This is a genomic window from Geobacillus sp. C56-T2 (assembly GCF_007829715.1).
GTDB classification, from domain to species: Bacteria; Bacillota; Bacilli; order Bacillales; family Anoxybacillaceae; genus Geobacillus; species Geobacillus icigianus.
The window spans coordinates 2,506,851-2,532,046 of sequence record NZ_VJWB01000001.1 but is presented as its reverse complement, the minus strand read 5'-3'; the positions used below and the strand labels follow the sequence as shown (position 1 = coordinate 2,532,046).

23 protein-coding genes, 1 other RNA gene and 1 other annotated feature are annotated in these 25,196 nt (G+C 56.1%); of the genes, 21 read left to right on the top strand and 3 right to left on the bottom strand.

Annotated features, from left to right (window positions below):
* Positions 1-36: 36 nt before the first annotated feature.
* The 7 genes from GC56T2_RS12670 to yajC all read left to right on the top strand — a co-directional run bounded on the left by GC56T2_RS12670 (position 37) and on the right by yajC (position 5,104).
* Entirely contained in the window at positions 37-513 is a 477-nt protein-coding gene (locus tag GC56T2_RS12670) for an intercompartmental signaling factor BofC (RefSeq protein WP_033844217.1), read from the top strand.
* A gap of 211 nt (positions 514-724) precedes the next feature.
* On the top strand, positions 725-1,309 hold the full coding sequence (ruvA, locus tag GC56T2_RS12665; protein ID WP_144975655.1) for a Holliday junction branch migration protein RuvA: 585 nt from the start codon (positions 725-727) through the stop codon (positions 1,307-1,309).
* A gap of 90 nt (positions 1,310-1,399) precedes the next feature.
* The gene (gene ruvB / locus GC56T2_RS12660) at positions 1,400-2,401 is read left to right on the top strand and encodes a Holliday junction branch migration DNA helicase RuvB (RefSeq protein ID WP_144975653.1); all 1,002 of its coding nucleotides are present in this window, start codon (positions 1,400-1,402) and stop codon (positions 2,399-2,401) included.
* Positions 2,398-2,604 carry a DUF2905 domain-containing protein gene (locus tag GC56T2_RS12655; protein ID WP_081916988.1) on the top strand — a complete coding sequence of 69 codons (207 nt, stop codon included), beginning with the start codon at positions 2,398-2,400 and terminating at the stop codon, positions 2,602-2,604. The genes ruvB and GC56T2_RS12655 overlap by 4 nt, the downstream gene beginning before the upstream one ends.
* A 15-nt stretch (positions 2,605-2,619) precedes the next feature.
* Entirely contained in the window at positions 2,620-3,648 is a 1,029-nt protein-coding gene (gene queA / locus GC56T2_RS12650) for a tRNA preQ1(34) S-adenosylmethionine ribosyltransferase-isomerase QueA (RefSeq protein ID WP_144975651.1), read from the top strand.
* A 17-nt stretch (positions 3,649-3,665) separates the two neighbouring features.
* Positions 3,666-4,808: a tRNA guanosine(34) transglycosylase Tgt gene (tgt, locus tag GC56T2_RS12645; RefSeq protein ID WP_144975649.1), complete on the top strand. Its 1,143-nt coding sequence runs from the start codon at positions 3,666-3,668 to the stop codon at positions 4,806-4,808.
* A gap of 23 nt (positions 4,809-4,831) precedes the next feature.
* Entirely contained in the window at positions 4,832-5,104 is a 273-nt protein-coding gene (gene yajC, locus GC56T2_RS12640; RefSeq protein WP_144975647.1) for a preprotein translocase subunit YajC, read from the top strand.
* A 73-nt stretch (positions 5,105-5,177) separates the two neighbouring features.
* Here yajC and GC56T2_RS12635 read toward each other — a convergent pair whose 3' ends face one another.
* Together GC56T2_RS12635 and spoVB are read right to left on the bottom strand one after the other, a co-directional pair.
* Complete coding sequence (locus tag GC56T2_RS12635; RefSeq protein ID WP_144975645.1) at positions 5,178-5,561, bottom strand: TIGR04086 family membrane protein; 384 nt, start codon at positions 5,559-5,561, stop codon at positions 5,178-5,180.
* Positions 5,562-5,627: 66 nt separating this feature from the next.
* On the bottom strand, positions 5,628-7,190 hold the full coding sequence (gene spoVB / locus GC56T2_RS12630) for a stage V sporulation protein B (protein ID WP_144975643.1): 1,563 nt from the start codon (positions 7,188-7,190) through the stop codon (positions 5,628-5,630).
* A gap of 110 nt (positions 7,191-7,300) precedes the next feature.
* On the opposite strand from spoVB, the gene GC56T2_RS12625 reads away from it, so the two are divergent.
* The 14 genes from GC56T2_RS12625 to GC56T2_RS12565 all read left to right on the top strand — a co-directional run bounded on the left by GC56T2_RS12625 (position 7,301) and on the right by GC56T2_RS12565 (position 24,286).
* Entirely contained in the window at positions 7,301-7,585 is a 285-nt protein-coding gene (locus tag GC56T2_RS12625) for a post-transcriptional regulator (protein WP_144975641.1), read from the top strand.
* Between the two features lie 166 nt (positions 7,586-7,751).
* Complete coding sequence (gene secDF / locus GC56T2_RS12620) at positions 7,752-10,004, top strand: protein translocase subunit SecDF (RefSeq protein ID WP_144975639.1); 2,253 nt, start codon at positions 7,752-7,754, stop codon at positions 10,002-10,004.
* A 272-nt stretch (positions 10,005-10,276) separates the two neighbouring features.
* Positions 10,277-11,194, top strand: coding sequence for a cation diffusion facilitator family transporter (locus tag GC56T2_RS12615; RefSeq protein WP_370454546.1), 918 nt, complete (start codon positions 10,277-10,279; stop codon positions 11,192-11,194).
* Positions 11,195-11,251: 57 nt separating this feature from the next.
* On the top strand, positions 11,252-13,618 hold the full coding sequence (gene recJ / locus GC56T2_RS12610; protein WP_144977321.1) for a single-stranded-DNA-specific exonuclease RecJ: 2,367 nt from the start codon (positions 11,252-11,254) through the stop codon (positions 13,616-13,618).
* Positions 13,609-14,121, top strand: coding sequence for an adenine phosphoribosyltransferase (locus GC56T2_RS12605; protein ID WP_144975637.1), 513 nt, complete (start codon positions 13,609-13,611; stop codon positions 14,119-14,121). The genes recJ and GC56T2_RS12605 overlap by 10 nt, the downstream gene beginning before the upstream one ends.
* Before the next feature lie 276 nt (positions 14,122-14,397).
* Positions 14,398-16,596, top strand: a complete 2,199-nt coding sequence (locus GC56T2_RS12600; protein WP_144975635.1) for a RelA/SpoT family protein — start codon at positions 14,398-14,400, stop codon at positions 16,594-16,596.
* A 24-nt stretch (positions 16,597-16,620) separates the two neighbouring features.
* Complete coding sequence (dtd, locus tag GC56T2_RS12595; RefSeq protein ID WP_144975633.1) at positions 16,621-17,079, top strand: D-aminoacyl-tRNA deacylase; 459 nt, start codon at positions 16,621-16,623, stop codon at positions 17,077-17,079.
* Between the two features lie 82 nt (positions 17,080-17,161).
* Positions 17,162-17,335, top strand: coding sequence for a hypothetical protein (locus tag GC56T2_RS17845; protein WP_172706129.1), 174 nt, complete (start codon positions 17,162-17,164; stop codon positions 17,333-17,335).
* 167 nt (positions 17,336-17,502) lie between these two features.
* Positions 17,503-18,066, top strand: coding sequence for an alkyl hydroperoxide reductase subunit C (ahpC, locus tag GC56T2_RS12590; protein ID WP_144975631.1), 564 nt, complete (start codon positions 17,503-17,505; stop codon positions 18,064-18,066).
* 14 nt (positions 18,067-18,080) lie between these two features.
* Positions 18,081-19,604: an alkyl hydroperoxide reductase subunit F gene (ahpF, locus tag GC56T2_RS12585; RefSeq protein WP_144975629.1), complete on the top strand. Its 1,524-nt coding sequence runs from the start codon at positions 18,081-18,083 to the stop codon at positions 19,602-19,604.
* Positions 19,605-19,747: 143 nt separating this feature from the next.
* Positions 19,748-19,978, top strand: a binding site (T-box leader).
* Between the two features lie 44 nt (positions 19,979-20,022).
* Positions 20,023-21,306, top strand: coding sequence for a histidine--tRNA ligase (hisS, locus tag GC56T2_RS12580; RefSeq protein ID WP_144975627.1), 1,284 nt, complete (start codon positions 20,023-20,025; stop codon positions 21,304-21,306).
* Between the two features lie 4 nt (positions 21,307-21,310).
* On the top strand, positions 21,311-23,083 hold the full coding sequence (aspS, locus tag GC56T2_RS12575; RefSeq protein ID WP_144975625.1) for an aspartate--tRNA ligase: 1,773 nt from the start codon (positions 21,311-21,313) through the stop codon (positions 23,081-23,083).
* Positions 23,084-23,162: 79 nt separating this feature from the next.
* Positions 23,163-23,348, top strand: a non-coding RNA gene (gene ssrS, locus GC56T2_RS12570) — 6S RNA.
* Positions 23,349-23,524: 176 nt separating this feature from the next.
* On the top strand, positions 23,525-24,286 hold the full coding sequence (locus GC56T2_RS12565) for a tRNA threonylcarbamoyladenosine dehydratase (RefSeq protein ID WP_144975623.1): 762 nt from the start codon (positions 23,525-23,527) through the stop codon (positions 24,284-24,286).
* 154 nt (positions 24,287-24,440) lie between these two features.
* Here the strand turns inward: GC56T2_RS12565 and GC56T2_RS12560 are convergent, their stop codons facing one another.
* A complete protein-coding gene (locus GC56T2_RS12560; RefSeq protein WP_144975621.1) occupies positions 24,441-25,091 on the bottom strand; it encodes an RsfA family transcriptional regulator in 651 nt (216 codons plus the stop codon).
* Positions 25,092-25,196 lie beyond the last annotated feature (105 nt).

Below are 25,196 nucleotides of genomic sequence, written 5' to 3'. Positions count from 1 at the left end.
CAAACGAATCATCATCTGGGAAGAGAGGAACAGGCGATGCGAATTCTTTCCATCCTGCTGTTAACCGTCGCTCTTGTGCTGCCGGGCCAGCGGGCGTCCTCCGCCCCTGTCAGCATGACGATCGTCTTGCAGCAGCACTATTTGGACGGGGAAATCAGCGAGGAGAAAAAGACGGAGACGGTTGATTCATTGACGAACATCTGGAAAAAGTACCGCGATTGGCAGCTGGTTGATCTCGATGACCGGACGATCGTGTTTCGGAAAACGGTCAACGACATTTCTCCGCTCTTGAAAGCGAACGGCTATTTTGGCATCACTGACGATGGCACGTTATCCATTTTCAATGGCAGGCCGGGGCGGTCCAGCCCGATTATTCAGTCGTTTTTTCAGATTGATGTGAAAAAACTCGAAAGCCGCCAGCAGGAAAGGTTGCGGCAAGGAATTCGCGTCCTCTCCAAAGAACGGTATGAACAAGTGATTGAGCTGTATCGCCATTTTGCGGTTGCCCAATAAAGCGCTTCCCCCTCTCTCATCTTTGTTGCGCCATAGTTTTCCCTCAAGAGGATGGGTTTTGCGCCCGCTTTGCTTTCCCATTGTGCATCGATCCCGCCGTGCCAACAAGCATTGCGGGATTTCCTTTTGTCATCCGTTTGCCGCTGTTCCCTTTTGCGATCCTCTGTCGTATGATACAATGGAAAAGCAAGAGAAGGGGAGGAGCATCGCCTTGATCGAGTTCATCCGCGGGTATATCGATTATGTCTGTCCCGAGTATATCGTCATTGACCATCAGGGCATCGGCTATGAGGTGTTTACGCCGAACCCATTTGCTTTTCAGGAAAGCCGCGACAAGCTGGTGACGGTCTATACATACGAATACGTTCGCGAAGATGTGCGCGCCCTATACGGCTTTCTAACGCGCGAGGAACGCCGGTTGTTCGCCAAGCTTTTGCAAGTGTCGGGCATCGGTCCGAAGGGCGGTCTCGCCATTTTGGCGGCCGGGCGCCCGGACGAGGTGGTGCGGGCGATTGAAGAGGAAAATGAAGCCTTTTTGTGCAAGTTTCCGGGGGTCGGAAAAAAGACGGCCCGACAAATGATTTTGGATCTGAAAGGAAAGCTGGGGACGTTCCCGGCGTCTTCGGCCGCGCGCGCCTCCGCGTTGCGCTCCGAGGCGCTTGCCGAGGCGGTGGCCGCACTGAAGGCGCTCGGCTATGCGGAGCGGGAAATTGAAAAGATCGTTCCAGCGCTCGGCCTTGAGCAGCTGTCGACAGAGGAGTACGTGAAACGAGCGTTGGCTATGTTGTTGAAATGAGTGCGACAGCTGCCTCCAAAGGCGCTCTTGTTTGTTTGGGTGGAACGAAGCGCGACAGCGAGGCGGATGATCGAAAGGGAGGGATGACCGGTGGACGAACGGCTCGTATCCGGCGCGGTGTTAGGAGGGGAAGCAGCGTTCGAGCCGAGCCTGCGGCCGCAGTCGTTGCAGGAGTACATCGGCCAAAATCAAGTCAAGGAAAATTTAAAAGTGTTTATTGAGGCGGCCAAGCTGCGTCAGGAGACGCTTGACCATGTGTTGCTGTATGGGCCGCCGGGGCTTGGAAAAACGACGCTCGCTGCCGTGATCGCCAACGAAATGGGGGTTAAGCTGCGGGCGACGTCGGGGCCGGCGCTCGAGCGGCCCGGCGATTTGGCGGCGCTGCTCGCTTCCCTTGAGCCGGGCGATGTGTTGTTTATTGATGAAATTCACCGCTTGCCGCGCCCGGTGGAAGAAGTGCTCTATCCGGCCATGGAAGATTATTGCCTCGATATTACGATCGGCAAAGGGCCGGATGCGCGTTCGCTCCGCCTTGACTTGCCCCCGTTTACGCTCGTCGGGGCGACCACAAGGGCGGGGGCGCTATCGGCTCCGCTGCGCGACCGGTTTGGCGTCATCAGCCGCTTGGAATATTACCGCGTCGATGAGCTCGTGCAAATCGTTGAACGAACGGCGGCGCTTTTGCATATGGCTGTCGCCCGTGAAGCCGCGTTTGAGCTCGCTCGCCGGGCGCGCGGCACGCCGCGCATCGCCAATCGCTTGCTTCGCCGCGTTCGCGATTTCGCCCAAGTGCGTGGGGAGGCGGAAATTTCGCTTCCGTTGGCCGTTGAAGCGCTTGAGCGGCTGCAAGTCGACCGGCTCGGGCTCGATCACATTGACCATAAGCTGTTGACGGCCATGATTGAAAAATTCGCCGGCGGTCCGGTTGGCCTCGAGACGATCGCCGCGGTGATTGGCGAAGAAGCGCAAACGATCGAAGAAGTGTATGAGCCGTATTTACTGCAAATCGGCCTCTTGCAGCGGACGCCGCGCGGACGTATGGTGACGCCGGCCGCCTACGCCCACTTAGGAATGGAGGTTCCGAAGCAGTGAACAGCTTGCCGAAGTTGATTATGACAATTGGCGCCGTGCTGATCATTGTCGGGTTTGTTATGCAGTTTATCAAACTCGGCCGCCTGCCGGGGGATATTGTCATTCGCAAAGGGAATATGACGTTTTATTTTCCGATCGTGACGTCCTTATTGCTCAGTGTGGTGCTGTCGTTGCTTTTTTATGTGCTCGGACGATTTCGCTGAAGGAAGGGGAACATCATGAAAGTCGAGCTGTTTGATTTTCATTTGCCGGAAGAATTGATCGCGCAAACGCCGCTTCCAGACCGGGCGGCGTCGAGGCTGATGGTGCTTGATAAACGCACCGGCGCCATTCGCCATGAAACGTTTCGCAACATGATTTCGTACTTGAATCCGGGCGATTGTCTCGTCTTAAATGATACGCGCGTCATGCCGGCGCGTCTTTATGGGGAAAAAGCGGAAACGGGCGGAACGGTTGAAGTGCTGCTCTTAAAGCAGCTTGGTGGCGACCGGTGGGAAACGCTCGTCAAGCCGGGCAAACGGGTCAAACCGGGGACGAAGCTCACTTTTGGGGGCGGAAAACTGGAGGCGGTTTGCCTTGATACGCTCGAACACGGAGGACGGGTGCTCGAGTTTTCATATGACGGCTTGTTTTATGAAGTGCTGGCGGAGCTCGGTGAAATGCCGCTGCCGCCCTATATTAAAGAAAAACTTGACGATCCGGAGCGGTATCAGACGGTTTACGCCCGCGAAATCGGCTCGGCGGCGGCGCCGACCGCCGGCTTGCATTTTACCGAAGAGCTGCTTGATGCCATTCGCGAAAAAGGGGTGCAAATCGTCTTCATTACGCTTCATGTCGGCCTTGGCACGTTCCGGCCGGTGCAAGTGGACGACGTCGAAAAGCACGATATGCACGCCGAGTTTTACCAAATGAGCGAAGAAACAGCGGAGACGTTAAACCGCGTTCGGGAGCAGGGCGGCCGCATCATCGCCGTCGGCACGACGTCGACACGGACGCTCGAGACGATCGCCGGCAAACATAACGGCCGGTTTGTCGCGGAAAGCGGCTGGACCGACATTTTCATCTATCCGGGCTACGAGTTCAAAGGTATCGATGGGCTGGTGACGAACTTTCATCTGCCGAAATCGACGCTCATCATGCTCGTGAGCGCGCTCGCTGGGCGCGAACATATTTTGCACGCGTATGAAGTGGCGGTCCAAGAGCGGTACCGCTTTTTCAGCTTCGGCGATGCGATGCTCATCATTTGAGAAAGGAGAGCCACACGTTGACGATACCGATCCGCTTTGAACTGATCAAAACGTGCCGGCAGACGGGCGCACGCCTTGGCATGCTCCATACGCCGCACGGCTCGTTTGAAACGCCGATGTTTATGCCGGTCGGCACGCTGGCGACGGTCAAGACGCTGGCGCCGGAAGAGCTGAAGGAAATGGGAGCCGGCGTCATTTTAAGCAACACGTATCATCTTTGGCTGCGGCCGGGGCATGACATTGTGGCGGAAGCGGGCGGCTTGCACGCGTTTATGAACTGGGATCGCGGCATTTTGACGGACTCCGGCGGATTCCAAGTGTTTAGTTTGAGTGAATTTCGCCGCATCGAAGAAGAGGGCGTCTATTTCCGCAACCATTTAAACGGCGACAAGCTGTTTTTATCGCCGGAAAAAGCGACGGAAATTCAAAATGCGCTCGGCGCTGACATCATCATGGCGTTTGACGAATGTCCGCCGTATCCGGCGACATACGAGTATATGAAACAGTCGGTCGAACGGACGAGCCGTTGGGCGGAACGCTGTTTACAGGCGCATCGCCGTCCGAACGAGCAAGGGCTGTTTGGCATCGTCCAAGGCGGTGAATATGAGGACTTGCGCCGGCAAAGCGCCCGCGATTTAGTGTCGCTCGACTTCCCTGGCTATGCGGTCGGCGGACTGTCGGTCGGCGAGCCGAAAGAGGTCATGAATCGAGTGCTCGAGTTTACGACGCCGCTTTTGCCGGCGGACAAGCCTCGTTATTTAATGGGCGTCGGTTCACCCGATTCGCTCATCGACGGGGCGATCCGCGGCATCGATATGTTTGACTGCGTGCTGCCGACGCGCATCGGCCGCAACGGCACCGTGATGACGAGCGAAGGGCGGGTGGTGATCAAAAACGCCCAGTACGCCCGCGATTTCTCGCCGCTCGATCCGAACTGCGATTGCTACACGTGCCGGAACTATACGCGCGCGTACATCCGCCATCTTATCAAATGTGATGAAACATTTGGGATTCGCCTCACGTCTTACCATAACGTCTATTTTTTGATAAAATTGATGGAGCAGGTGAGACAAGCGATCCGCGAAGATCGGCTCGCCGATTTCCGAGAGGAATTTTTCGAACGCTACGGCTTCAATAAGCCGAATGCAAAAAACTTTTAGCCATCGGAAAGGAGGGAAACGGAATGAACGCAGCGATTGCCAATTTGTTGCCGATCGTGCTGTTTTTTGTGATTTTCTACTTTTTGCTCATTCGCCCGCAGCAAAAACGGCAGCGCGCCATCCAGCAAATGCAGGCGAGTTTGAAAAAAGGCGATAAAATCGTTACGATTGGCGGCTTGCACGGCATCATCGACTCGGTCGATGAGGATAAAATCATCGTTCGCGCTGGCGACGGCACGCGGCTCACGTTCGACCGCACCGCGGTTCGGGAAGTCGTGGCGGAAAACAAGGCGTAAAAAAAGCCCCATCCGCTGCTACCCTGCCATGAAAACAGCGGCTGTTTCGTTCGAAGCAGCCGCTGTTTTTCGTTTACGCCCGCTCGCGGCGTGACGGTGACAAGTTGACGCCGACGATGCCACCGAGAGCGGAGGCGGCAAGGAAAGCGAGATGATACAGCCATTGTTCGGCGGTAAACGGTTTTTCGATGCCGAGGAACTGAAACAAAAAGATGATCGACGTAAAGCCTACGCTGGTCAGCCCGCCGGCGAGCCATCCTTTTTCTTGGCTTTTTCCCCCGGCGACGACGCCGCCGAGAAACATTGAGATCATCGAGGCGGCAAAAACGAGCCATGTCAGCGAGGATTCATGAATGTCGGTCCATTTAAGCAGCAGCGAAACGACAAAACTGACCAATGCCGCCAAAACGAAAATCGTGGCGATCCCATATACGAGCGCGCTGCCAAGCCGCGACAACCGCAACCCCTCCTTGGACAAAACGGTTTTACCACAATATATTCGCGGCCGGACATGTTTAGACGTTTATTTTCGTTTTGTTTTTCCCGCCAGCCATCCAAGACCCGGAAGGTAGATGAGCTCTTCGCGCCGGATGAGCTGAAAGGCGATCAGGAAGCCGCTATACAACAAGATGGTCGCGGCCATGGCCAGCAGCGTCCAAAACGACGGCGGCACCGAGGCGGGCGGATGATAGAAGAGCAGCCCGCCGGCAGCGCCGGCGGCGATGATGGCGATGCCGGCCTTTACATAGTCACGGGCGTCCACCACGAACGATGTCGCTTTGGCGACGGCGGCAAAATGAAGAAGGGTGACGAGCACCGTGCTCACCGAGGTGGCGAGCGCCGCTCCCATAATCCCTAAAGACGGCCGCGACGCCAAGACGAAGATGCACGCCAATTTCACCGCCGCCCCGATGAGGCTGTTCGTCATCGCCACATTGGCTAAATCAAGCCCTTGCAGCACCGCTTGGAGCGGGCCTTGGAAATAATAAAACAGGAAAAACGGCGCCATCACTTGAATAAAAATGGCTGCTTCGCCTGTTCCGTACATCCATCGCATGAGCGGCTCGGCAAAAAGGTAAAGAACGACCGCCGACAGTCCGCCGGTGACGAGCGACAGGCGCATCGCTTGGGCGATCCGATATTGGACGAGCAGCGGTTTGTTTTGGGCCACCGCTTCGCTAATGGCCGGAACGAGCGCGGTGGCGAGCGCATAGGTGATGAACGACGGCAAGGTGAGCAACGGCAAGGCATAGCCGACGAGCTGGCCGTATTGCTTGGTGGTGGCGGAGGCGGCGATGCCGGCGAGCGCCAAACTGTTGGCAACGACGATCGGTTCAAAAAACCAAGAAAGCGAGCCGATCAAGCGGCCGCCGGTTGTCGGCAGGGCGATCCGCATCAGGCGGATGAACGTGTCTTTGCCGGCATGAATGGAATGAAAAAACTTCGTCCGCAGGCGGATCGATTTTTTCAGCTGAAACAGGAACAATAAATACAATAAGGCTGCCAGTTCGCCGAGGACAGAAGCCGCCATGGCGCCGGCGGCAGCGTATTCAACGCCGTACGGCAACAGCGGTTTCGTGCATAAGGCGATCAAGCTGATGCGGACGATTTGTTCGATCAGGAGCGAGTAAGCGTACGGCTTCATTTGTTGGCGCCCTTGGAAATAGCCGCGCAGCACCGATGAAATAGCGACGATCGGCACGATCGGGGCGACGGCTAGGAGCGGATAATAGATGCGCGGGTCGGTGAACATCGTCCGCGAAAGCCACGGCGTTGCGGCAAGGAGCGCCGGCAGGAATAGGAGGCTCAACACTCCGGTCGTCGCGAGCGAGACGACGAGAATTTTTTTTACCCGTTGCCGGTCGCCGGCCGCTTCCGCCTCCGCGACGAGCTTGGAGATGGCCACCGGCAGGCCCATTTGCGTCACCGTAATCGCCAACACAAGCGTCGGCACCGCCATCATGTACAGCCCGACTCCCTCGTCGCCAATCATCCGGGCGACGACGATCCGGTTCATGAAACCGAGCATTTTGGTGATCAAGCCGGCAATGATTAAAATTATAGTTCCTTGTAAAAATTTGGACATGTTTTCCCCCTGCCTTCTCAAATGCCTTTCTCTTTTATACAATATATGCAAGGCCTATGGCCAAGCATGACAAGGCTGATCAGCGACAATCACCGAGGGGGGGATGGGAGATGGAGGAAAAACAACGGTGGCGGGAACAGCTCCTGCCGGCGCTCGAGTGCAAATATGAGGAGTTCCGGCTGCTCGGCTATACGCACGTCACCATCGATGGGCTGTGGGAATGTTTATGGACGCGGAAATGGAAGGGCGAATTGGCAGATCAGAAGCTGCACGAGCTTGTCAGCGATATTTTGTCGCTTTCGCCGGGGGAGTATATGGCGTTTGTAACGAGGCAGTCCTATCAGCAGGCGGCGAGGGGCGATGAGTTGGAGCGCGTTCTAAAAGAGCTGTTATGAGCGGAGGCGGCTGCCTTTTGACCGGCGCTATACCCGGGGCGCCATCGGTAAGGGCTGAACGTTGACAGCTCCTGCCGGCTGATTCATAATGAAAAGCGGAATCGATGTTGTATGGATCGTGGCCGCCAGCTTCCGGGCGTGAAGACGAATCGAAGGAGGATGTTGAATGATCAAACGCAGCCGCATCGTCGCCTTTTTTCTGCTCCTGCTTTTGCTTGCTGGGGTGATGGGGCCGACGACGCAAGGAATTTTACATAACATTAAGCTAGGGCTGGATTTGCAAGGCGGTTTCGAAGTGCTCTATGAGGTGAAGCCAGCGAAAAAAGGCGATAAAATCGATCAAGAAACATTGCAAAGCACGGTCAGCGCCCTGAACAAACGGATCAACGTCCTTGGCGTCAGCGAGCCGCGTGTGGACATTGAAGGGAATAACCGCATTCGCGTTCAGCTCGCTGGGGTGAAAGACCAAAATGAGGCGCGCGAAATTTTGTCCACGCAAGCGAAATTGACGTTCCGCGACGTCAATGACAACGTGCTGATGGATGGGAGCGACCTCGTCCAAGGTGGGGCGAAGCTGTCGTTTGACGAAAACGGCCGGCCAAGCGTCGCTCTGAAATTGAAAGACGCCGACAAATTCCGGCAAGTGACGGAAAAAGTATACAAAATGGGGCCGCCCAACAACATTTTAGTCATTTGGCTTGATTTTAAAGAAGGGGTCGATTCTTACCGGAAAGAAGCGGGCAAAGCCGATCCGAAATTCATTTCCGCCGCGTCGGTCGATCAAGTGTTCAATCAAACCGATGTGTCGATCGTCGGCAATTTCACGGTGAAAGAAGCCCAACAGCTCGCCGACTTGCTCAATGCCGGGGCGCTGCCGGTCGAACTGCATGAAATTTACTCGACCTCCGTCGGCGCTCAGTTCGGAAAAAACGCCTTGCAAAAAACGGTCATAGCCGGCATCATCGGCATCGCGGCGATTTTTTTGTTCATGATTTGGTTTTACCGGCTTCCAGGGCTCATCGCTGTGATCACGCTATCGGTGTACATTTATTTGATTTTGCTGCTGTTTGACTGGATGAACGGGGTCATGACGCTGCCGGGGATCGCCGCCCTCATTTTAGGGGTCGGGATGGCCGTTGACGCCAACATTATTACGTACGAGCGGATCAAGGAGGAGCTGAAGCTCGGCAAGTCGATGCTGTCAGCGTTTCGCGCCGGCAACCGCGGGTCGTTTGCGACCATTTTTGACGCCAATATTACGACGATCATCGCCGGCGCCGTCCTGTTCATTTACGGGACAAGCTCGGTCAAAGGGTTTGCGACGATGCTCATCATCAGCATTGTCGCCAGCTTTGTCACCGCTGTTTACGGCACGCGGCTGCTGCTTGGGCTGTTGGTATCAAGCCGCTGGCTCGATCGAAAGCCCGAGTGGTTTGGTGTGAAAAAGTCGGACATCTTAAACATCGCCAAGGTCGACGACGAAACCGAAGTGCCGACGAAATTCGACCGTTGGGATTTTGTCAAATATAGCAAAACCTTTTTCATTTTTTCCGGAGCATTGACGATTGCCGGCGTCATTTCCCTTTTTGCTTTCGGATTGAATCTCGGCATTGATTTCACAAGCGGTACGCGCATTGAGGTGACGAGCAACCAGCCGCTGGATGCGAAAGAGCTAGGCGACTATTTTGAGCGGCTTGGCCACAAGCCTGAGGATGTCGTGCTGTCCGGGACGGACGGAAAAACGGGTGTCGTCCGTTTAATCGGGGTGCTCGACAAAAAAGAAATTGCGGCAATCAAAAACGAACTCAAAGAGACGTACGGCCACGAGCCGAACATCAGCACAGTTTCGCCGGTCGTCGGCAAGCAGTTGGCGCGCAACGCGCTCATTGCCGTGCTCATCTCGTCGATTGGCATCATTCTGTATGTGACGATCCGCTTCGAATGGCGGATGGCCTTGGCCGCGATCATCGCTTTATTGCACGATGCGTTTTTCATCATCACCGTGTTCAGTTTGACGCGGCTTGAGGTCGATTTGACGTTTATCGCCGCGGTATTGACGATTATCGGCTATTCCATCAATGATACGATCGTCACCTTTGACCGCATCCGTGACTTGATGAAAAAACGGAAAGTAAAAACGGTTGACGATTTGAAACATATCGTTAACCGCGCCCTGCAGCAAACGTTTACCCGCTCGATCAACACGGTTTTGACGGTGTTGTTGACCGTTGTGGCGCTGCTGCTGTTCGGCAGTGAGGCGATTCGCAATTTTAACCTCGCTTTGCTTGTCGGGCTCGTGTGCGGCGTCTACTCTTCGCTTTTCATCGCTTCGCAGCTGTGGGTCGTTTGGAAAGGGAGCGCCCTCAAGAAAGGCAAAGGGGCGAACAAAGCGGCTCCGGAAGCCGAGCCTCATCTGTAATGACTGCGCCGGAAAAAGCGACCGCGCTTTTTTCGGCGTTTTTTTGTCGCCATGCTTGAGGCGGAAAATGGGCAGACTAAAGCAAGAGGATTCCTACAAGGTGAATCCAGCGCCCAACCGCGCCGGCGGAACATCGACAGACGAGAGCAAGAGGCGCCGGCCATGATGGTGGAACAGGGGGGGACGATGACAAAGAAAGGAAAAAGATAGGAGGCCGGGTTTACGCAGGGGATGGATTTTTTGATCCGGATTGATGAAAACAAGAGGCAAAGATGGGAGGTGTGTCCGTGGAACACGAACAGCGATTCAACAAAGCGAAAACGGCAGCGATGGTCGGCATCGTCGGCAATCTGATCCTCGCGGCCGTCAAGGCGGCGGTCGGCTTGTGGAGCCAAAGTCAAGCGCTGATCGCTGATGCTGCTCATTCGGCTTCCGATGTTGCTGGGTCGTTCGCCGTTTGGGTCGGGTTGCGGGCGGCGGCGCGTCCGCCGGATGAGGACCATCCATACGGACATGGAAAGGCCGAATCGATCGCCGCCATTATCGTGGCCGTGCTTCTTTTCCTCGTTGGACTGGAGATCGGGCGCTCTGCCTTCCTGTCGTTTTTCGCCCCCTTGGCGCCGCCGGGGATGGCGGCCGTCTACGTCCTGTTGGTGTCGATCGTCGCCAAAGAGGCGATGTTCCGTTACAAGTATCGGCTTGGGAAAACGTTAAACAGCGAAGCGTTGATCGTCAATGCGTATGAGCACCGCTCCGACGTGTTTTCTTCGCTGGCGGCGCTTTTCGGCGTCGGCGCCGCGATTGCCGGCGGGAGGTGGGGCATTGACTGGCTCGTGTATGCCGACCCATTGGCCGGACTGTTCGTCGCCTTGCTCGTATTAAAAATGGCTTGGGATCTCGGACGTCAATCGATTCATACGGCCATTGATCATGTGCTTCATGAAGAGGAGACCGCCGACTTGCGCGCGGCGGTGTTGTCCGTGCCTGATGTGCGGCAAATCAATGAGCTGTACGCGCGCGAGCATGGCCATGATGTGATCGTTGATTTAAAAATTGCCGTTGATCCGCAGCTGACCGTGGAAGAGGGGCACCGGATCGGAAAAAAAGTGAAAGAAAAACTGCTGACGTTTCCGCGTGTCCGCAACGTGCTCGTTCATATCAATCCGTACGACCCGGAAAAAAAGTCGTAATGTCGTTGCCTGCTCTTTTCTCCTTTTTGTATAATAAGGAGAGTTGAGGTGGGGGACATGTTACAAGCGAAGACGCGTTGGGAGGTGGGGCGTCCCGACGAGCAGGCGGTGAGGCGCCTGGCGGAGGAAGCCGGCATCGAGCCGCTGCTGGCGCGGCTTCTCGTTCGCCGCGGCGTGCGGACGGCAGCGGAAGCGGAGGCGTTTCTCCATCCCGTTGGGCAGCCGTTTCACGATCCGTTCTTGCTTCATGGGATGGAGCGCGCCATTCGCCGCCTAGAAAGAGCGATTCACCATGGTGAACGCGTGCTCGTCTATGGCGACTATGATGCGGATGGTGTTTGCAGCACATCGGTGATGGTGAGCGCTCTTCAAGAGGCAGGAGCAGCGGTGGAATTTTACATTCCCAACCGCTTTACCGAAGGATACGGCCCGAACTTGGCGGCGTTTCGCGCGGCAAAGGAGCGCGGCGTGTCCGTCATTGTGACAGTTGACAACGGAATTGCGGCGCTGAAGGAAGTGGCCGCCGCCCGCGAGTGGGGGCTTGATGTGATCGTGACCGATCATCACGAGCCAGGGCCCTCGCTTCCGGAAGCGTATGCGATCATTCACCCGAAGCAGCCCGGAAGTACATATCCGTTCCATAGTTTGGCCGGCGTCGGCGTCGCGTTCAAGGTAGCCCATGCGCTGCTTGGGCGGGTGCCGCGCCATTTGCTTGATTTAGTGGCCATCGGCACGATTGCCGATTTAGTGCCGCTTGTCGGGGAGAACCGGCTCTTGGCTGCGCAAGGGCTGGCGGTGTTGCGCGAGACAACCCGCATCGGTTTGCGCGCGCTGTTTCAGCAATGCCGCATCCAACCATCCCAGATCGATGAACAGACGGTCGGCTTCGCCATCGCGCCGCGTTTGAACGCGGTCGGGCGTCTGGGCGGCGCCGATCCGGCGGTGGCGCTGTTAATGACCGATGATGAAGACGAGGCCATGCAGCTGGCGGCGGAAATGGACGAGCGGAATCGCGAGCGCCAGCAGCTCGTCGCGCAAATCGCCGATGAGGCGGCAGACATGGTGCGCCGCCAATATCCGCCGGAGCAGCATCGCGTTTTGGTCGTGGCTGGCGAAGGATGGAATCCCGGGGTGGTCGGCATCGTCGCTTCCAAGCTCGTCGAACAGTTTTACCGGCCGGCGGTGGTGCTCTCCATTGACCGCGACAAAGGCATCGCCAAAGGTTCGGCGCGCAGCATCCACGGATTTGACTTGTTTGCCAGTCTCTCCAAATGCCGCGATATGTTGCCGCATTTTGGCGGCCACCCGATGGCGGCGGGGATGACCTTGGCGTTGGACGACGTCGAGCGGTTGCGGCAGCGGCTGAACGCGATCGCGGCGGAGACGTTGGTCGAGGACGATTTTATCCCGCCGACGTTCATCGATGCGGTTTGCTCGGTCGAAGAGCTGACGCTGTCGGCCGCCCGCAGTTTCGAACGGCTCGCCCCATTCGGTGTCGGCAATCCGCGACCGCTTTTGCTCATTGAAGAAGCCGCGGTGGAAACGATGCGGCGCGTCGGGGCGAACGGCGCCCATATGAAGGCGGTCTTTTCGCAACAGCAGGCGGCGATTGATGTCATCGGCTTCGGCCTCGGTCCATTGTGCGAGGAGATCGCTCCGGGGACGTGCGTCTCGGCCGTGGGAGAGCTGTTGGTGAACGAGTGGAACGGGATGGCGAAGCCGCAGTTGTCGCTATGCGACGTGTCGGTCAACCGCTGGCAGCTGTTTGATGCCCGCGGCTGCCGGGACGTTCATTCGCTTCTTGAGCGGCTGCCAGAGGAGAAGCGGCTGCTGGTGGCCTTTCGGCGCCAGACGGAAACCCGCCCTGACTTGGCGCCGTTTTGCCGGGAGCTTCATTTCGTCATGACGGAGAAAGAGGCGGAGGCTTTGCCGATTGACGGTCGCTATGTCGTGCTGCTTGATTTGCCGCCGCGGCTTGATTTGTTGGGGGCGCTTTTAGGCAACGGGCAGCCGGCGCGCATTTATGCCGTGTTCGCGCAGCCGGAAGGGCAATTTTTCCGCACGTTTCCGACGCGCGACCATTTCAAGTGGTTTTATGCCTTTTTGCATAAGCATCGTTCGTTCCCGCTCGCCGAACGCGGCGGCGAATTGGCGCGCGCCCGCGGCTGGACGACAGAAACGGTCCATTTTATGGCCGAAGTCTTTTTGGAGCTGGGGTTTGTACGCGAGCAAAACGGTGTTATCACGCTCGTTCGCCAGCCTGTAAAGCGCGATCTCACCGAATCCCCGGCGTACCGTCGGCGCCGGGACGAGCTGGAGGCGGAACATCAGTTATTATACTCCACTTACGAGCAGCTGAAACGCTGTTTGACGGAAATGATTCGTTCGCAAACGAATGAGGAGGCAAGCGCATCATGGATTTAAAACAATATATTACGATCGTTCCCGATTTTCCGAAACCGGGCATTTTGTTTAAAGACATTACGACGCTGATGGACAATGGGCCGGCGTACAAATACGCGACCGACCAAATCGTCCAATACGCACGTGAAAAGCAAATTGATATCGTCGTTGGACCGGAAGCGCGCGGTTTTATCATCGGCTGCCCGGTCGCCTATGCGCTTGGCGTCGGATTTGCGCCAGTGCGCAAGGAAGGGAAGCTGCCGCGCGAAGTCGTCCGCGTCGAGTACGGTCTCGAGTATGGAACCGATGTGCTGACGATGCATAAAGACGCGATCAAACCGGGACAGCGCGTGTTGATCACCGACGATTTGCTGGCGACAGGCGGGACGATGCGCGCGACGATCGAGCTCGTGGAACAGCTTGGCGGAGTGGTCGCCGGGTTGGCGTTTTTGATTGAGCTGACGGAGCTTGGTGGACGACAAAAACTAGAAGGCTACGACATTTTGACGCTCATGCAGTTTTAGCGGTTGATGGGGCCAGCCAAGCGGTTAGGCGCTTCCATCATCGCGCTTGCGCCGGCGGGACGAAGAATGCGGAAGGTTCGGGAAACGAAGCGGCGGAAAGCGGGGCGCAAGCAGCGCGAGGCCGCACAGTCGACATCGTTCGCATCTTCGGATATAATAGAGAAAAAAGGGGCACTCGCACGAGTGCTCTTTCTTATTAACCGTAACGTGGTGGAGGCAATGGATGTCCAGTGTTGGCAGTCTGAATTTTATTCGATTAAAAGGTGATTCAACCCTATGGCCAATGAACAAGTGCTGACAGCGGAGCAAGTGTTTGAACGAGCGGGCTGTTATTTATCCGAACAAGATGTCGCCTTTTTAAAAAAGGCGTATGAATTTGCGAAGCACGCCCATCGCGACCAATTCCGGAAATCCGGCGAACCGTACATCATCCATCCGATTCAAGTCGCTGGCATTTTGGCGGACTTGAAAATGGACGCGACAACGATCGCCGCCGGGTTTTTGCACGATGTCATCGAAGACACCGAGGCGACGAAAGAAGACCTTGAGCGCGAGTTCGGCGCCGAGGTGGCGATGCTCGTTGACGGCGTGACGAAACTTGGCAAAATCAAATATAAGTCGCAAGAAGAGCAGCAGGCGGAAAACCATCGGAAAATGTTTTTGGCGATGGCCCAAGATATTCGGGTGATTTTGATCAAGCTCGCCGACCGCTTGCACAACATGCGGACGTTGAAGCATTTGCCGGCGGAAAAACAGCGGCGCATCGCCAATGAGACGCTCGAAATTTTCGCCCCGCTGGCGCATCGGCTCGGCATTTCAAAAATCAAATGGGAGCTCGAGGATACCGCGCTTCGCTATTTAAATCCGCAGCAGTATTACCGCATCGTCAATTTGATGAAGAAAAAGCGGGCCGAACGCGAGCAATATTTGGAGGAAGTCATTCAAGAAGTGCGGGAACGGCTGAACGAAGTGCACATTCCGTGCGAAATTTCCGGACGTCCGAAGCATATTTACAGCATCTACCGAAAAATGGTGATGCAAAACAAACAGTTTAACGAAATTTACGATTTGCTGGCTGTGCGCATTATCGTCAACAGCATCAAAGACTGCTATGCGGTCCTTGGCATCATCCATACGTGCTGGAAGCCGATGCCCGGACGCTTCAAAGACTACATCGCCATGCCGAAGCCGAACATGTATCAATCGCTCCATACGACGGTCATCGGTCCGAAAGGCGAGCCGCTTGAAGTGCAAATCCGCACGTTTGAAATGCACCAAATCGCCGAATTCGGGATTGCCGCTCACTGGGCGTACAAAGAAGGGAAGACGGTCAAGCCGAATTCGTTTGAGGAGAAGCTTTCTTGGTTCCGGGAAATTTTAGAGTGGCAAAACGACGCCAGCAACGCCGAGGAATTTATGGAATCGCTCAAGATGGACCTGTTTTCCGACATGGTGTTCGTTTTCACGCCAAAGGGCGACGTCATCGAGTTGCCGGCCGGCTCGGTGCCGATCGATTTCGCTTACCGCATCCATTCGGAAATCGGCAACAAAACGATCGGCGCGAAAGTGAACGGCAAAATGGTGCCGCTCGATTATAAGCTGCAGACGGGTGACATCGTTGAAATTTTAACGTCGAAACATTTGTACGGACCGAGCCAAGACTGGCTGAAGCTGGCGAAAACGTCGCAGGCGCGCAACAAAATCCGCCAGTTTTTCAAAAAGCAGCGGCGCGAGGAAAATATTGAAAAAGGCAAAGAGATGGTCGAAAAGGAAGTGCGCAGCCTCGGCTTTGAGCCGAAAGAGGTGATGACGGCCGACAATATGAAGCGCGTCGCCGAGAAGTTCAACTTCTCAAACGAAGACGATATGTACGCGGCGGTCGGCTATCATGGGATCACGGCGGCACAAATCGCCCACCGGCTGACGGAAAAATGGCGGAAACAGCGCGATCTCGAGGAACAGCAGCGCAAGTTGGCCGAGGCGTTTTCCGAGGCGAAGCTGCCAGCAGGAAAAAAACGCGACTGCGGCATTCGCGTCCAAGGCGTCGACAATTTGCTCATTCGTCTGTCGCGCTGCTGCAATCCAGTGCCGGGCGATGAAATCATCGGCTTTATCACCCGTGGGCGCGGCATTTCCGTCCACCGCGCCGATTGCCCGAACGTCAAGACGGAAGAAGCGGCCGACCGGCTCATCACCGTCGAATGGGAAAGCGGAGCCGGCGGCGAGCGCGAGTACAACGTCGATATCGAAATCACCGGCTTTGACCGCCGCGGGCTGCTCAATGAAGTGCTGCAGGCGGTGAACGAGACGCGCACCGATATTTCCGCTGTTTCGGGCCGCTCGGATCATCGGCACAAAATCGCGACGATCCATATGACGATCGCCATTCACAACTTGAGCCACTTGCAAAAAGTCGTGGAGCGGATCAAGCAAATTCCCGACATTTATTCCGTCCAGCGCTTGATGAACAACTAGCGGCGGCGAAAAGGAGGAGAAGAAGTGAGAGCGGTCATCCAGCGAGCCAAAGAAGCCAACGTCACCGTCGATGGGCGGGTCGTTGGCGCCATCGAGGCAGGGCTTGTTGTGCTGCTTGGCGTCACGCACGACGATACCGAGGCCGATGCGGCCTATTTGGCCGAGAAAATCGCCCATTTGCGCATTTTCGAAGACGAGGAAGGAAAAATGAACCGCTCGCTGCTTGATGTCGGCGGCGCCGTGTTGTCCGTGTCGCAGTTCACCCTTTATGGCGACTGTCGAAAAGGACGGCGTCCGAATTTTATGGCGGCGGCCAAGCCTGATCATGCTTTGCCTCTGTATGAAGCGTTCAACGCCTTTCTGCGCGAAAAAGGCGTCCATGTCGAAACAGGGGTGTTCGGCGCCATGATGGGCGTGTCGCTCATCAACGACGGGCCGGTCACCTTGATCATCGACAGCTGTGAGAAACCGGGAAACGAATAATCGTTTTCCGGTTTCTTTTTTATTTTTCGCAAGAAATGGGAATGATGAAAACAGGTTGATCCGAAGGGAAAGGAGGGGGGCGATGCGGCAAACGAAGCGAGGTGAGCAGGCCCACCGAACGAGCGATGTGCTTTCGGCCGATTTTCATGAGTGGGTGCGGCTTGAGGACCAGTATAGTGCGTTTGAGCTGTCGTCCGAGCTTGGCGTCGCAGGCAAAGAGGTGCAAATGCTAAAAAAGCAGCGGTTTCGCTCGTGACAGCAGACGGAGCGGCAAGGCCCGTAAAGAGCTGGCGACGTTCGTTCCGTCTGCCGTAACGAACATTTCTGAATGCATATGTATTGACAAAGTAAGGGCCCCTATATGATAATAAGTATCGGTTTAAAATTATTATAAAATAACAGTCGCAGGAGGTAGATGAAGCAATGTCTTTAGTTGGGAAAAAAGTACAACCGTTCCGCGCCCAAGCGTATCACAACGGGGAATTCATCGAGGTGACGGAACAAGACTTCATGGGCAAATGGAGCATCGTCTGCTTTTATCCGGCCGACTTTACGTTCGTTTGCCCGACGGAGCTTGAGGATTTGCAAGACCATTACGCGACATTCAAAGAATTGGGTGTAGAAGTGTACTCGGTGTCAACCGACACGCACTTTACTCATAAAGCATGGCACGACACATCGCCGGCCATCGGCAAAATCGAATACGTCATGATTGGCGATCCTTCGCACCAGCTGTCGCGCATGTTTGATGTGCTTGACGAAGAGCAAGGGTTGGCGCAACGCGGCACGTTCCTCATCGACCCGGACGGCGTCATTCAAGCGGTGGAAATCAACGCCGACGGCATCGGCCGCAAAGCGAGCACGCTGATTGATAAAATTAAAGCCGCCCAATATGTGCGCAACCATCCGGGTGAAGTTTGCCCGGCGAAATGGCAAGAGGGCGGTGAAACGCTGAAACCGAGCCTTGACCTTGTCGGCAAAATTTAAGGAGGCTTTTGACCATGCTCGATGCGGACATCAAGGCACAACTCGCTCAGTACTTGCAATTGCTTGAAAATGACATTGTCTTGACGGTTAGCGCGGGAGACGACAACGTTTCCCGCGATATGCTTGCTTTAGTCGATGAGTTGACGGCCATGTCGCCGAAAATCAAAGTGGAAAAAGCAAAGCTTGAACGCACGCCGAGCTTCAGCGTCAACCGGGTTGGCGAAAACACCGGCGTCACGTTCGCCGGCGTCCCGCTCGGTCATGAGTTTACCTCGCTGGTGCTGGCCCTGCTTCAAGTGAGCGGCCGGCCGCCGAAAGTGAGCGAAGACGTCGTGCGCCGCATTCAACAAATCCGGGGCAAACACCATTTTGAAACGTACGTGAGCCTCACGTGCCATAACTGCCCGGACGTTGTTCAAGCGCTCAACATCATGAGCGTCCTGAATCCCGACATTTCCCATACGATGATCGACGGGGCGGCGTTTAAGGACGAAGTGGAACAAAAAGGCATTATGGCGGTGCCGACCGTCTTTTTAAACGGTGAGATGTTCGCCAGCGGCCGCATGTCGATTGAAGACATTCTCGCCAAACTAGGAAGCGAGGCGGACGCCGCGTCGTTTGCCGATAAAGAGCCGTTTGACGTGCTTGTCGTCGGCGGCGGCCCGGCGGGGGCGACAGCCGCCATTTACGCGGCGCGCAAAGGCATTCGCACCGGCATCGTGGCGGATCGGTTTGGCGGACAAATTTTGGATACGCTCGGCATCGAAAACTTCATCAGCGTCAAATATACGGAAGGGCCGAAGCTCGCGGCCAGCATCGAAGAGCATGTCAAACAGTACGATGTCGACATCATGATCCAGCGCGCCAAACGGCTTGCGAAAAAAGAGTTGATTGAAGTGGAGTTGGAAAACGGCGCCGTTCTGAAAAGCAAAACGGTCATCATTTCCACCGGCGCCCGCTGGCGCAACCTTGGCGTGCCGGGCGAGGAAGAGTTCAAAAACAAAGGCGTCGCCTACTGCCCGCATTGTGACGGCCCGCTGTTTGAAGGCAAGCACGTGGCGGTCATCGGCGGCGGCAACTCCGGCGTGGAAGCGGCCATTGACTTGGCCGGCATCGCCAGCCACGTAACGCTGTTGGAGTTCGCTCCCGAACTGAAAGCGGACGCTGTTTTACAAGACCGGCTGTACAGCTTGCCGAATGTGACAGTGATCAAAAACGCGCAAACGAAGGAAATCACTGGTACGGATAAGGTGAACGGCTTAACGTACATCGACCGGGCGACAGGGGAAGAACACCATATCGAACTGCAAGGCGTGTTCGTGCAAATCGGCCTTGTGCCGAATACAGAGTGGCTGGAAGGAACGGTGGAACGGAACCGCTTCGGCGAAATCATCGTCGACAAGCGCGGCGCGACCAATGTCGAAGGCGTCTTTGCCGCAGGCGACTGCACAGACAGCGCCTACAAGCAAATCATTATTTCGATGGGCTCCGGAGCGACCGCGGCGTTAAGCGCGTTCGATTATTTGATTCGCCATTAAGGCGACCACGGCGTCCCGCCAAGGCGGGGCGCCTTCTTTTGCATCAACGGCCGGCCAAGCGGCGGGACGCTTTTTTTCAAGGCGGCTTGACAAACGGTCCGCTTTCTCCGTAATATAAAATTACAATTCAGATAGGTGATAGTGGACAACCGATGATGGAGAGAAGTAGGTAAGACCCACATGGCCAGAGAGGAAACGCCTTAGGCTGGAAGCGTTTCTCCATGATGGCTTAGCGAAAGACACTCCGTAGGTTTCCCTTTGAACGCGCGTGGCGTCAGTAAAAGGGAACGCGCGCCTAGCGTTAGCGGCGACAAGCGGAAGCTGAATGGCTTCAATTAGGGTGGCACCGCGGGAATGACGCTCTCGTCCCTATCAAGGGGATCAGGGCGTTTTTATTTTGAGCAAAAGGAGGATCCGCATGGCGTTTCAAATTCCAAGAGGAACGCAAGATATTTTGCCGGGAGACAGCGAAAAATGGCAGTACGTGGAGCAAGTCGCCCGCGAACTATGTTCCCGGTACGGATATCGGGAAATTCGGACGCCGATTTTTGAACATACCGAACTGTTTTTGCGCGGCGTCGGCGATACGACCGATATCGTCCAAAAAGAGATGTATACGTTTGAAGACAAGGGAGGACGTGCGCTCACGCTCCGCCCGGAAGGCACGGCGCCGGTCGTGCGGGCGTTCGTCGAGCATAAGCTGTACGGCAGCCCGAACCAGCCGCTGAAACTGTATTACAGCGGGCCGATGTTCCGCTACGAGCGGCCGGAAGCCGGGCGGTTCCGCCAATTCGTTCAGTTTGGCGTCGAAGCGATTGGCAGCAGCGATCCGGCCATTGATGCCGAGGTCATGGCGCTGGCGATGCATATTTACGAAGCGCTTGGCTTAAAACGGATCCGGCTTGTCATCAACAGCTTGGGCGACCTCGACAGCCGCCGGGCGCATCGCGAGGCGCTCGTGCGCCATTTTTCGGGGCGCATCGATGAACTGTGCGCCGATTGTCAGGCGCGGCTCGAGACGAATCCGCTCCGCATTCTCGACTGCAAAAAGGACCGCGATCATGAACTGATGGCGACGGCGCCGTCGATTTTGGATTACTTGAATGATGAATCACGCGCGTATTTTGAGAAGGTGAAACACTATTTGGCCATGCTTGGCCTTCCGTTTGTCGTCGATTCGCGGTTGGTGCGCGGACTTGACTATTACAACCATACGACATTTGAAATTATGAGCGAAGCGGAAGGGTTTGGCGCAGCCGCGACGCTGTGCGGCGGCGGGCGCTACAATGGGCTTGTCGAGGAAATCGGCGGGCCGGAAATGCCGGGGATCGGTTTTGCGCTAAGCATCGAACGGCTGCTCGCAGCGCTGGAGGCGGAAGGGGTGGAGCTTCCGACCGATGAAGGGATCGATTGCTATGTGGCTGCGCTCGGCGAACGGGCGAAAGAGGAAGCGGTCCGCCTCGTCTATGAATTGCGCCGCGCCGGCTTGCGCGTTGATCAAGACTATGTCGGCCGAAAACTGAAGGCGCAGCTGAAAGCAGCCGACCGCCTCAAAGCGGCGTTTGTCGTCATGATTGGCGATGAAGAGCTCGACAAACAAATCGCGACCGTCAAGGAGATGGCGAGCGGCGAACAAACGAACGTGCCGTTCGGCGAACTGGCTTCATTTTTCACAGAACGAACGAGGAGAGAGGGGGAGTAAACGAATGAAACGGACATATTATTGCGGTGAAGTGCCGGAAACAGCGGTCGGCGAGCGCGTCGTGCTCAAAGGATGGGTGCAAAAGCGCCGCGACTTAGGCGGGCTCATTTTCATCGATTTGCGCGACCGGACAGGCATCGTGCAAATCGTCGCCAGCCCGGATGTGTCGGCTGAAGCGCTGGCGGCCGCTGAGCGCGTGCGGAGCGAATATGTGCTGAGCGTGGAAGGAACGGTCGTTGCCCGCGCGCCGGAGACGGTCAACCCGAACATCGCGACCGGCCGTATCGAAGTGCAGGCGGAGCGCATCGACATTATCAATGAAGCGAAAACGCCGCCGTTTGCGATCACGGATGACACCGATGCGGCGGAAGACGTGCGTTTAAAATATCGCTACTTGGATTTGCGCCGCCCGGTCATGTTTCGAACGCTGGAGCTCCGGCATAAGGTCACGAAAGCGGTGCGCGACTTTTTGGACAGCGAACGCTTTTTGGAAATCGAGACGCCGATGTTGACGAAAAGCACGCCGGAAGGGGCGCGCGACTATTTAGTGCCGAGCCGCGTCCATCCAGGTGAATTTTACGCCTTGCCGCAGTCGCCGCAAATTTTTAAGCAGCTGCTGATGGTCGGCGGGTTTGAGCGCTACTATCAAATCGCGCGCTGCTTCCGCGACGAAGACTTGCGCGCCGACCGCCAGCCGGAGTTTACGCAGATTGACATCGAAATGTCGTTCATCGATCAAGAAGACATCATCGATGTAACCGAACGGATGATGGCGGCGGTCGTCAAAGCGGCGAAAGGGACCGACATTCCGCGCCCGTTTCCGCGCATCACGTATGATGAGGCGATGAGCCGCTATGGCTCGGACAAGCCGGATATACGCTTTGGCCTCGAGCTCGTCGACGTATCGGACATCGTCCGCGATTCCGCGTTTCAAGTGTTTGCCCGCGCGGTCAAAGAGGGAGGGCAAGTGAAGGCGATCAACGCCAAAGGCGCGGCGCCCCGCTATTCGCGCAAGGATATGGACGCGTTGGGCGAGTTTGTCGGCCGCTACGGAGCGAAAGGGCTGGCGTGGCTGAAAGCGGAAGGCGATGAGCTGAAAGGGCCGATCGCCAAGTTTTTCACCGCTGGCGAACAGGCTGCGCTTCGCCAAACGCTGGCGGTCGAAGACGGGGATTTGCTGTTGTTTGTCGCCGATCAAAAGGCGGTCGTGGCCGCGGCCCTCGGCGCGCTGCGGCTTCGGCTCGGCAAGGAGCTCGGCTTGATCGACGAAACGAAGCTCGCGTTTTTGTGGGTGACGGACTGGCCGCTGTTGGAATACGACGAAGAGGAAGGCCGTTATTACGCCGCCCACCATCCGTTTACAATGCCGGTGCGCGACGACATTCCGCTGCTTGAAACCAACCCGGGCGCGGTTCGCGCGCAGGCGTATGATTTGGTGTTAAACGGCTATGAGCTCGGCGGCGGCTCGCTCCGCATCTTTGAGCGGGACGTGCAGGAAAAAATGTTCCGCGCCTTAGGGTTCAGCGAAGAAGAAGCGCGCCGTCAGTTCGGCTTCTTGCTTGAGGCGTTTGAGTACGGCACCCCGCCGCACGGCGGCATCGCGCTTGGCCTTGACCGGCTTGTGATGTTGCTTGCTGGGCGCACGAATTTGCGCGATACGATCGCCTTCCCGAAAACGGCGAGCGCCAGCTGCCTGCTCACCGAAGCGCCGAGCCCGGTCAGCGAAAAACAGCTGGACGAACTGCATTTGGCGGTCGTGCTGCCTGACCAAGAATAGCCGCTTCGCCGGCAAGGAAACATGAGCGGCAGGTGTTCACAAATACAAAAAAATATGATAAAATATAAGCAATCAACCACCCGTCCTAATGTGTTCGTCGCATCACCGATCGTTTTGACCGAACAGTCAATATCCGGGAGTCCGGGGTTTCCAAGCGGCGTGCACGCCCCTTCGTCACAGGGGAAGCGCAAACCTTGGAACAGGGCACCCACCTATGGGAGAGCGGGTTCAAAACGAAGGCAGCGACGGCACGATTGGGACTAGTGTACAGAAGAGCGATAAACACGATGGTGGGGCTGACTCAAACGTCCGCTTTTTGGCGGGCTCTCGGGTCAGCCTCGTTTGTTTTGCCAGCAAAAGACCCATTGCCACACAAGCGGGCTTCATGTACGATAAAAAACGGTGTATCACTCAATTTTTGCGCAAATGGAGAGGAGAACGATGCTGCATCAATTTTCCCGCAATGAGTTAGCCATTGGCCCTGAGGGGCTGGAAAAATTAAAAAACGCCACCGTCGCCGTCCTTGGCATCGGCGGCGTCGGGTCGTTCGCCGTCGAGGCGCTCGCCCGTTCCGGAATCGGCCGCTTGGTGCTTGTTGATCGCGATAACGTCGATATCACCAACATCAACCGGCAAATCCATGCGTTGCTCTCGACCATTGGCCGTCCGAAAGTCGAGCTGATGAAAGAGCGCATCGCCGACATCAACCCGGCGTGCGAGGTCATCGCGCTGCAAATGTTTTATACGGAAGAGACGTATGAGCAGTTTTTTGCCCATGATCTCGATTTTGTCATCGATGCGTCCGACACGATTGTGTATAAAGTACATTTGATGAAACAATGCCTCAAGCGCGGCATTCCGATCATCTCCAGCATGGGGGCGGCGAACAAAATGGATCCGACCCGCTTTCGCATCGCCGATATTTCCAAGACGCACACCGATCCGATCGCGAAAGTCATCCGCGCCAAACTGCGCAAAGAAGGGATCCGCCGCGGCATTCCGGTCGTCTTTTCTGACGAAAAGCCGGTGAAAATCCGCGAAGATGTCCGCCAAGTTGTCGGCAATGACGCTTCACCGATCCGCAAGGCGAAAATGCCGCCGTCATCGAACGCTTTTGTGCCGTCCGTTGCCGGGCTCATTATGGCGTCATATGTCATTCAGGAATTGTTGAAGGAAATTCCGATTGCTCGCGTCGGCGAGTGACGAGCCGGTCGCTGGATCAAGTGAGCGAGGCTCGCCGGTAGGAAGCCGGTCGCCTGTCGTCAAGGTAGGATGGTGTCGCGGAAAGAAGCAGTTGGGGCTTATATAGCGATGAAAGAGGGTGTCCCGATCCTTTTGGGACACCCTTTTTGGCTAGTTACGAATGGGCGGCTCGTTCGTTTTGTTCTCTCGCTTCGGCCAAAAGCCATTGCGCGAACGGAAGGCGATCGCCTTCTTCGGCGGCGAGTTGGCGGGCGCGGGCCATAATTTTGACAAGCGCCTCGTAATCTTCTTGAACCGTTGTTTGTCGCGCTTCAAGGCGTTCAATTTTTTGCGCCAGCTGCTCATTGCGCGCCCGCCATTCGGCGTGCTCCCGCTTCAGCCGTTCGTTTTCCTGCTCGGCCGTTTCAAGCTGTTTGGCATCGCGCCGTAGCGCCTGCAAAAAAGAAATGCACTGATCGAGCGTCAGAGGGGCGGCCGGGAGAAAGGGGGATGACCCTTCCGCCTCTTGGCTGCTGCCTGCGGAAGGAAACGGGAACGGGTCTTGTTCCTTCTGCCATTTTTTCATCATTTCCAACGCCCGTTTTCGCTCTTTTCGTTGCTTCTTCGCCTGTTCGATGGCCTCGAGATGTCGTTTCCGCACCTCGGCATTCCAGCGGAAGCCGCATGCCGCCGCAGTTCGGTGCAACTTTTTTCCGACGTCTGCAAAGGCCGCGAGTTGTGTTTTTCCCTCCCGTATGTATTGAAGCACCGTTTCGGCCAATAGCACGTCTTCTTCATGCGACCATGCATCTTGTCTCGTTTTCATGCTGTCCACCCCACAAATGTAATGTTGATATGATCATAGTTTTTCCGTTCTTGTTTCACTTTAAACTTCTCCCTTTGGCACGGGGGCAATGGGCGATGCCAAACA

Coding starts and splice junctions, on each gene's coding strand:
- GC56T2_RS12670 (WP_033844217.1), top strand. CDS start 37: ATGCGAATTCTTTCCATCCTGCTGTTAACCGTCGCTCTTGTGCTGCCG.
- aspS (WP_144975625.1), top strand. CDS start 21,311: ATGAAACGGACATATTATTGCGGTGAAGTGCCGGAAACAGCGGTCGGC.
- spoVB (WP_144975643.1), bottom strand. CDS start 7,190: ATGTCCAAATTTTTACAAGGAACTATAATTTTAATCATTGCCGGCTTG.
- GC56T2_RS12560 (WP_144975621.1), bottom strand. CDS start 25,091: ATGAAAACGAGACAAGATGCATGGTCGCATGAAGAAGACGTGCTATTG.
- hisS (WP_144975627.1), top strand. CDS start 20,023: ATGGCGTTTCAAATTCCAAGAGGAACGCAAGATATTTTGCCGGGAGAC.
- yajC (WP_144975647.1), top strand. CDS start 4,832: ATGAACGCAGCGATTGCCAATTTGTTGCCGATCGTGCTGTTTTTTGTG.
- GC56T2_RS12600 (WP_144975635.1), top strand. CDS start 14,398: ATGGCCAATGAACAAGTGCTGACAGCGGAGCAAGTGTTTGAACGAGCG.
- recJ (WP_144977321.1), top strand. CDS start 11,252: ATGTTACAAGCGAAGACGCGTTGGGAGGTGGGGCGTCCCGACGAGCAG.
- secDF (WP_144975639.1), top strand. CDS start 7,752: ATGATCAAACGCAGCCGCATCGTCGCCTTTTTTCTGCTCCTGCTTTTG.
- GC56T2_RS12605 (WP_144975637.1), top strand. CDS start 13,609: ATGGATTTAAAACAATATATTACGATCGTTCCCGATTTTCCGAAACCG.
- GC56T2_RS12565 (WP_144975623.1), top strand. CDS start 23,525: ATGCTGCATCAATTTTCCCGCAATGAGTTAGCCATTGGCCCTGAGGGG.
- ahpC (WP_144975631.1), top strand. CDS start 17,503: ATGTCTTTAGTTGGGAAAAAAGTACAACCGTTCCGCGCCCAAGCGTAT.
- GC56T2_RS12625 (WP_144975641.1), top strand. CDS start 7,301: ATGGAGGAAAAACAACGGTGGCGGGAACAGCTCCTGCCGGCGCTCGAG.
- GC56T2_RS17845 (WP_172706129.1), top strand. CDS start 17,162: ATGCGGCAAACGAAGCGAGGTGAGCAGGCCCACCGAACGAGCGATGTG.
- ahpF (WP_144975629.1), top strand. CDS start 18,081: ATGCTCGATGCGGACATCAAGGCACAACTCGCTCAGTACTTGCAATTG.
- GC56T2_RS12615 (WP_370454546.1), top strand. CDS start 10,277: ATGGGAGGTGTGTCCGTGGAACACGAACAGCGATTCAACAAAGCGAAA.
- queA (WP_144975651.1), top strand. CDS start 2,620: ATGAAAGTCGAGCTGTTTGATTTTCATTTGCCGGAAGAATTGATCGCG.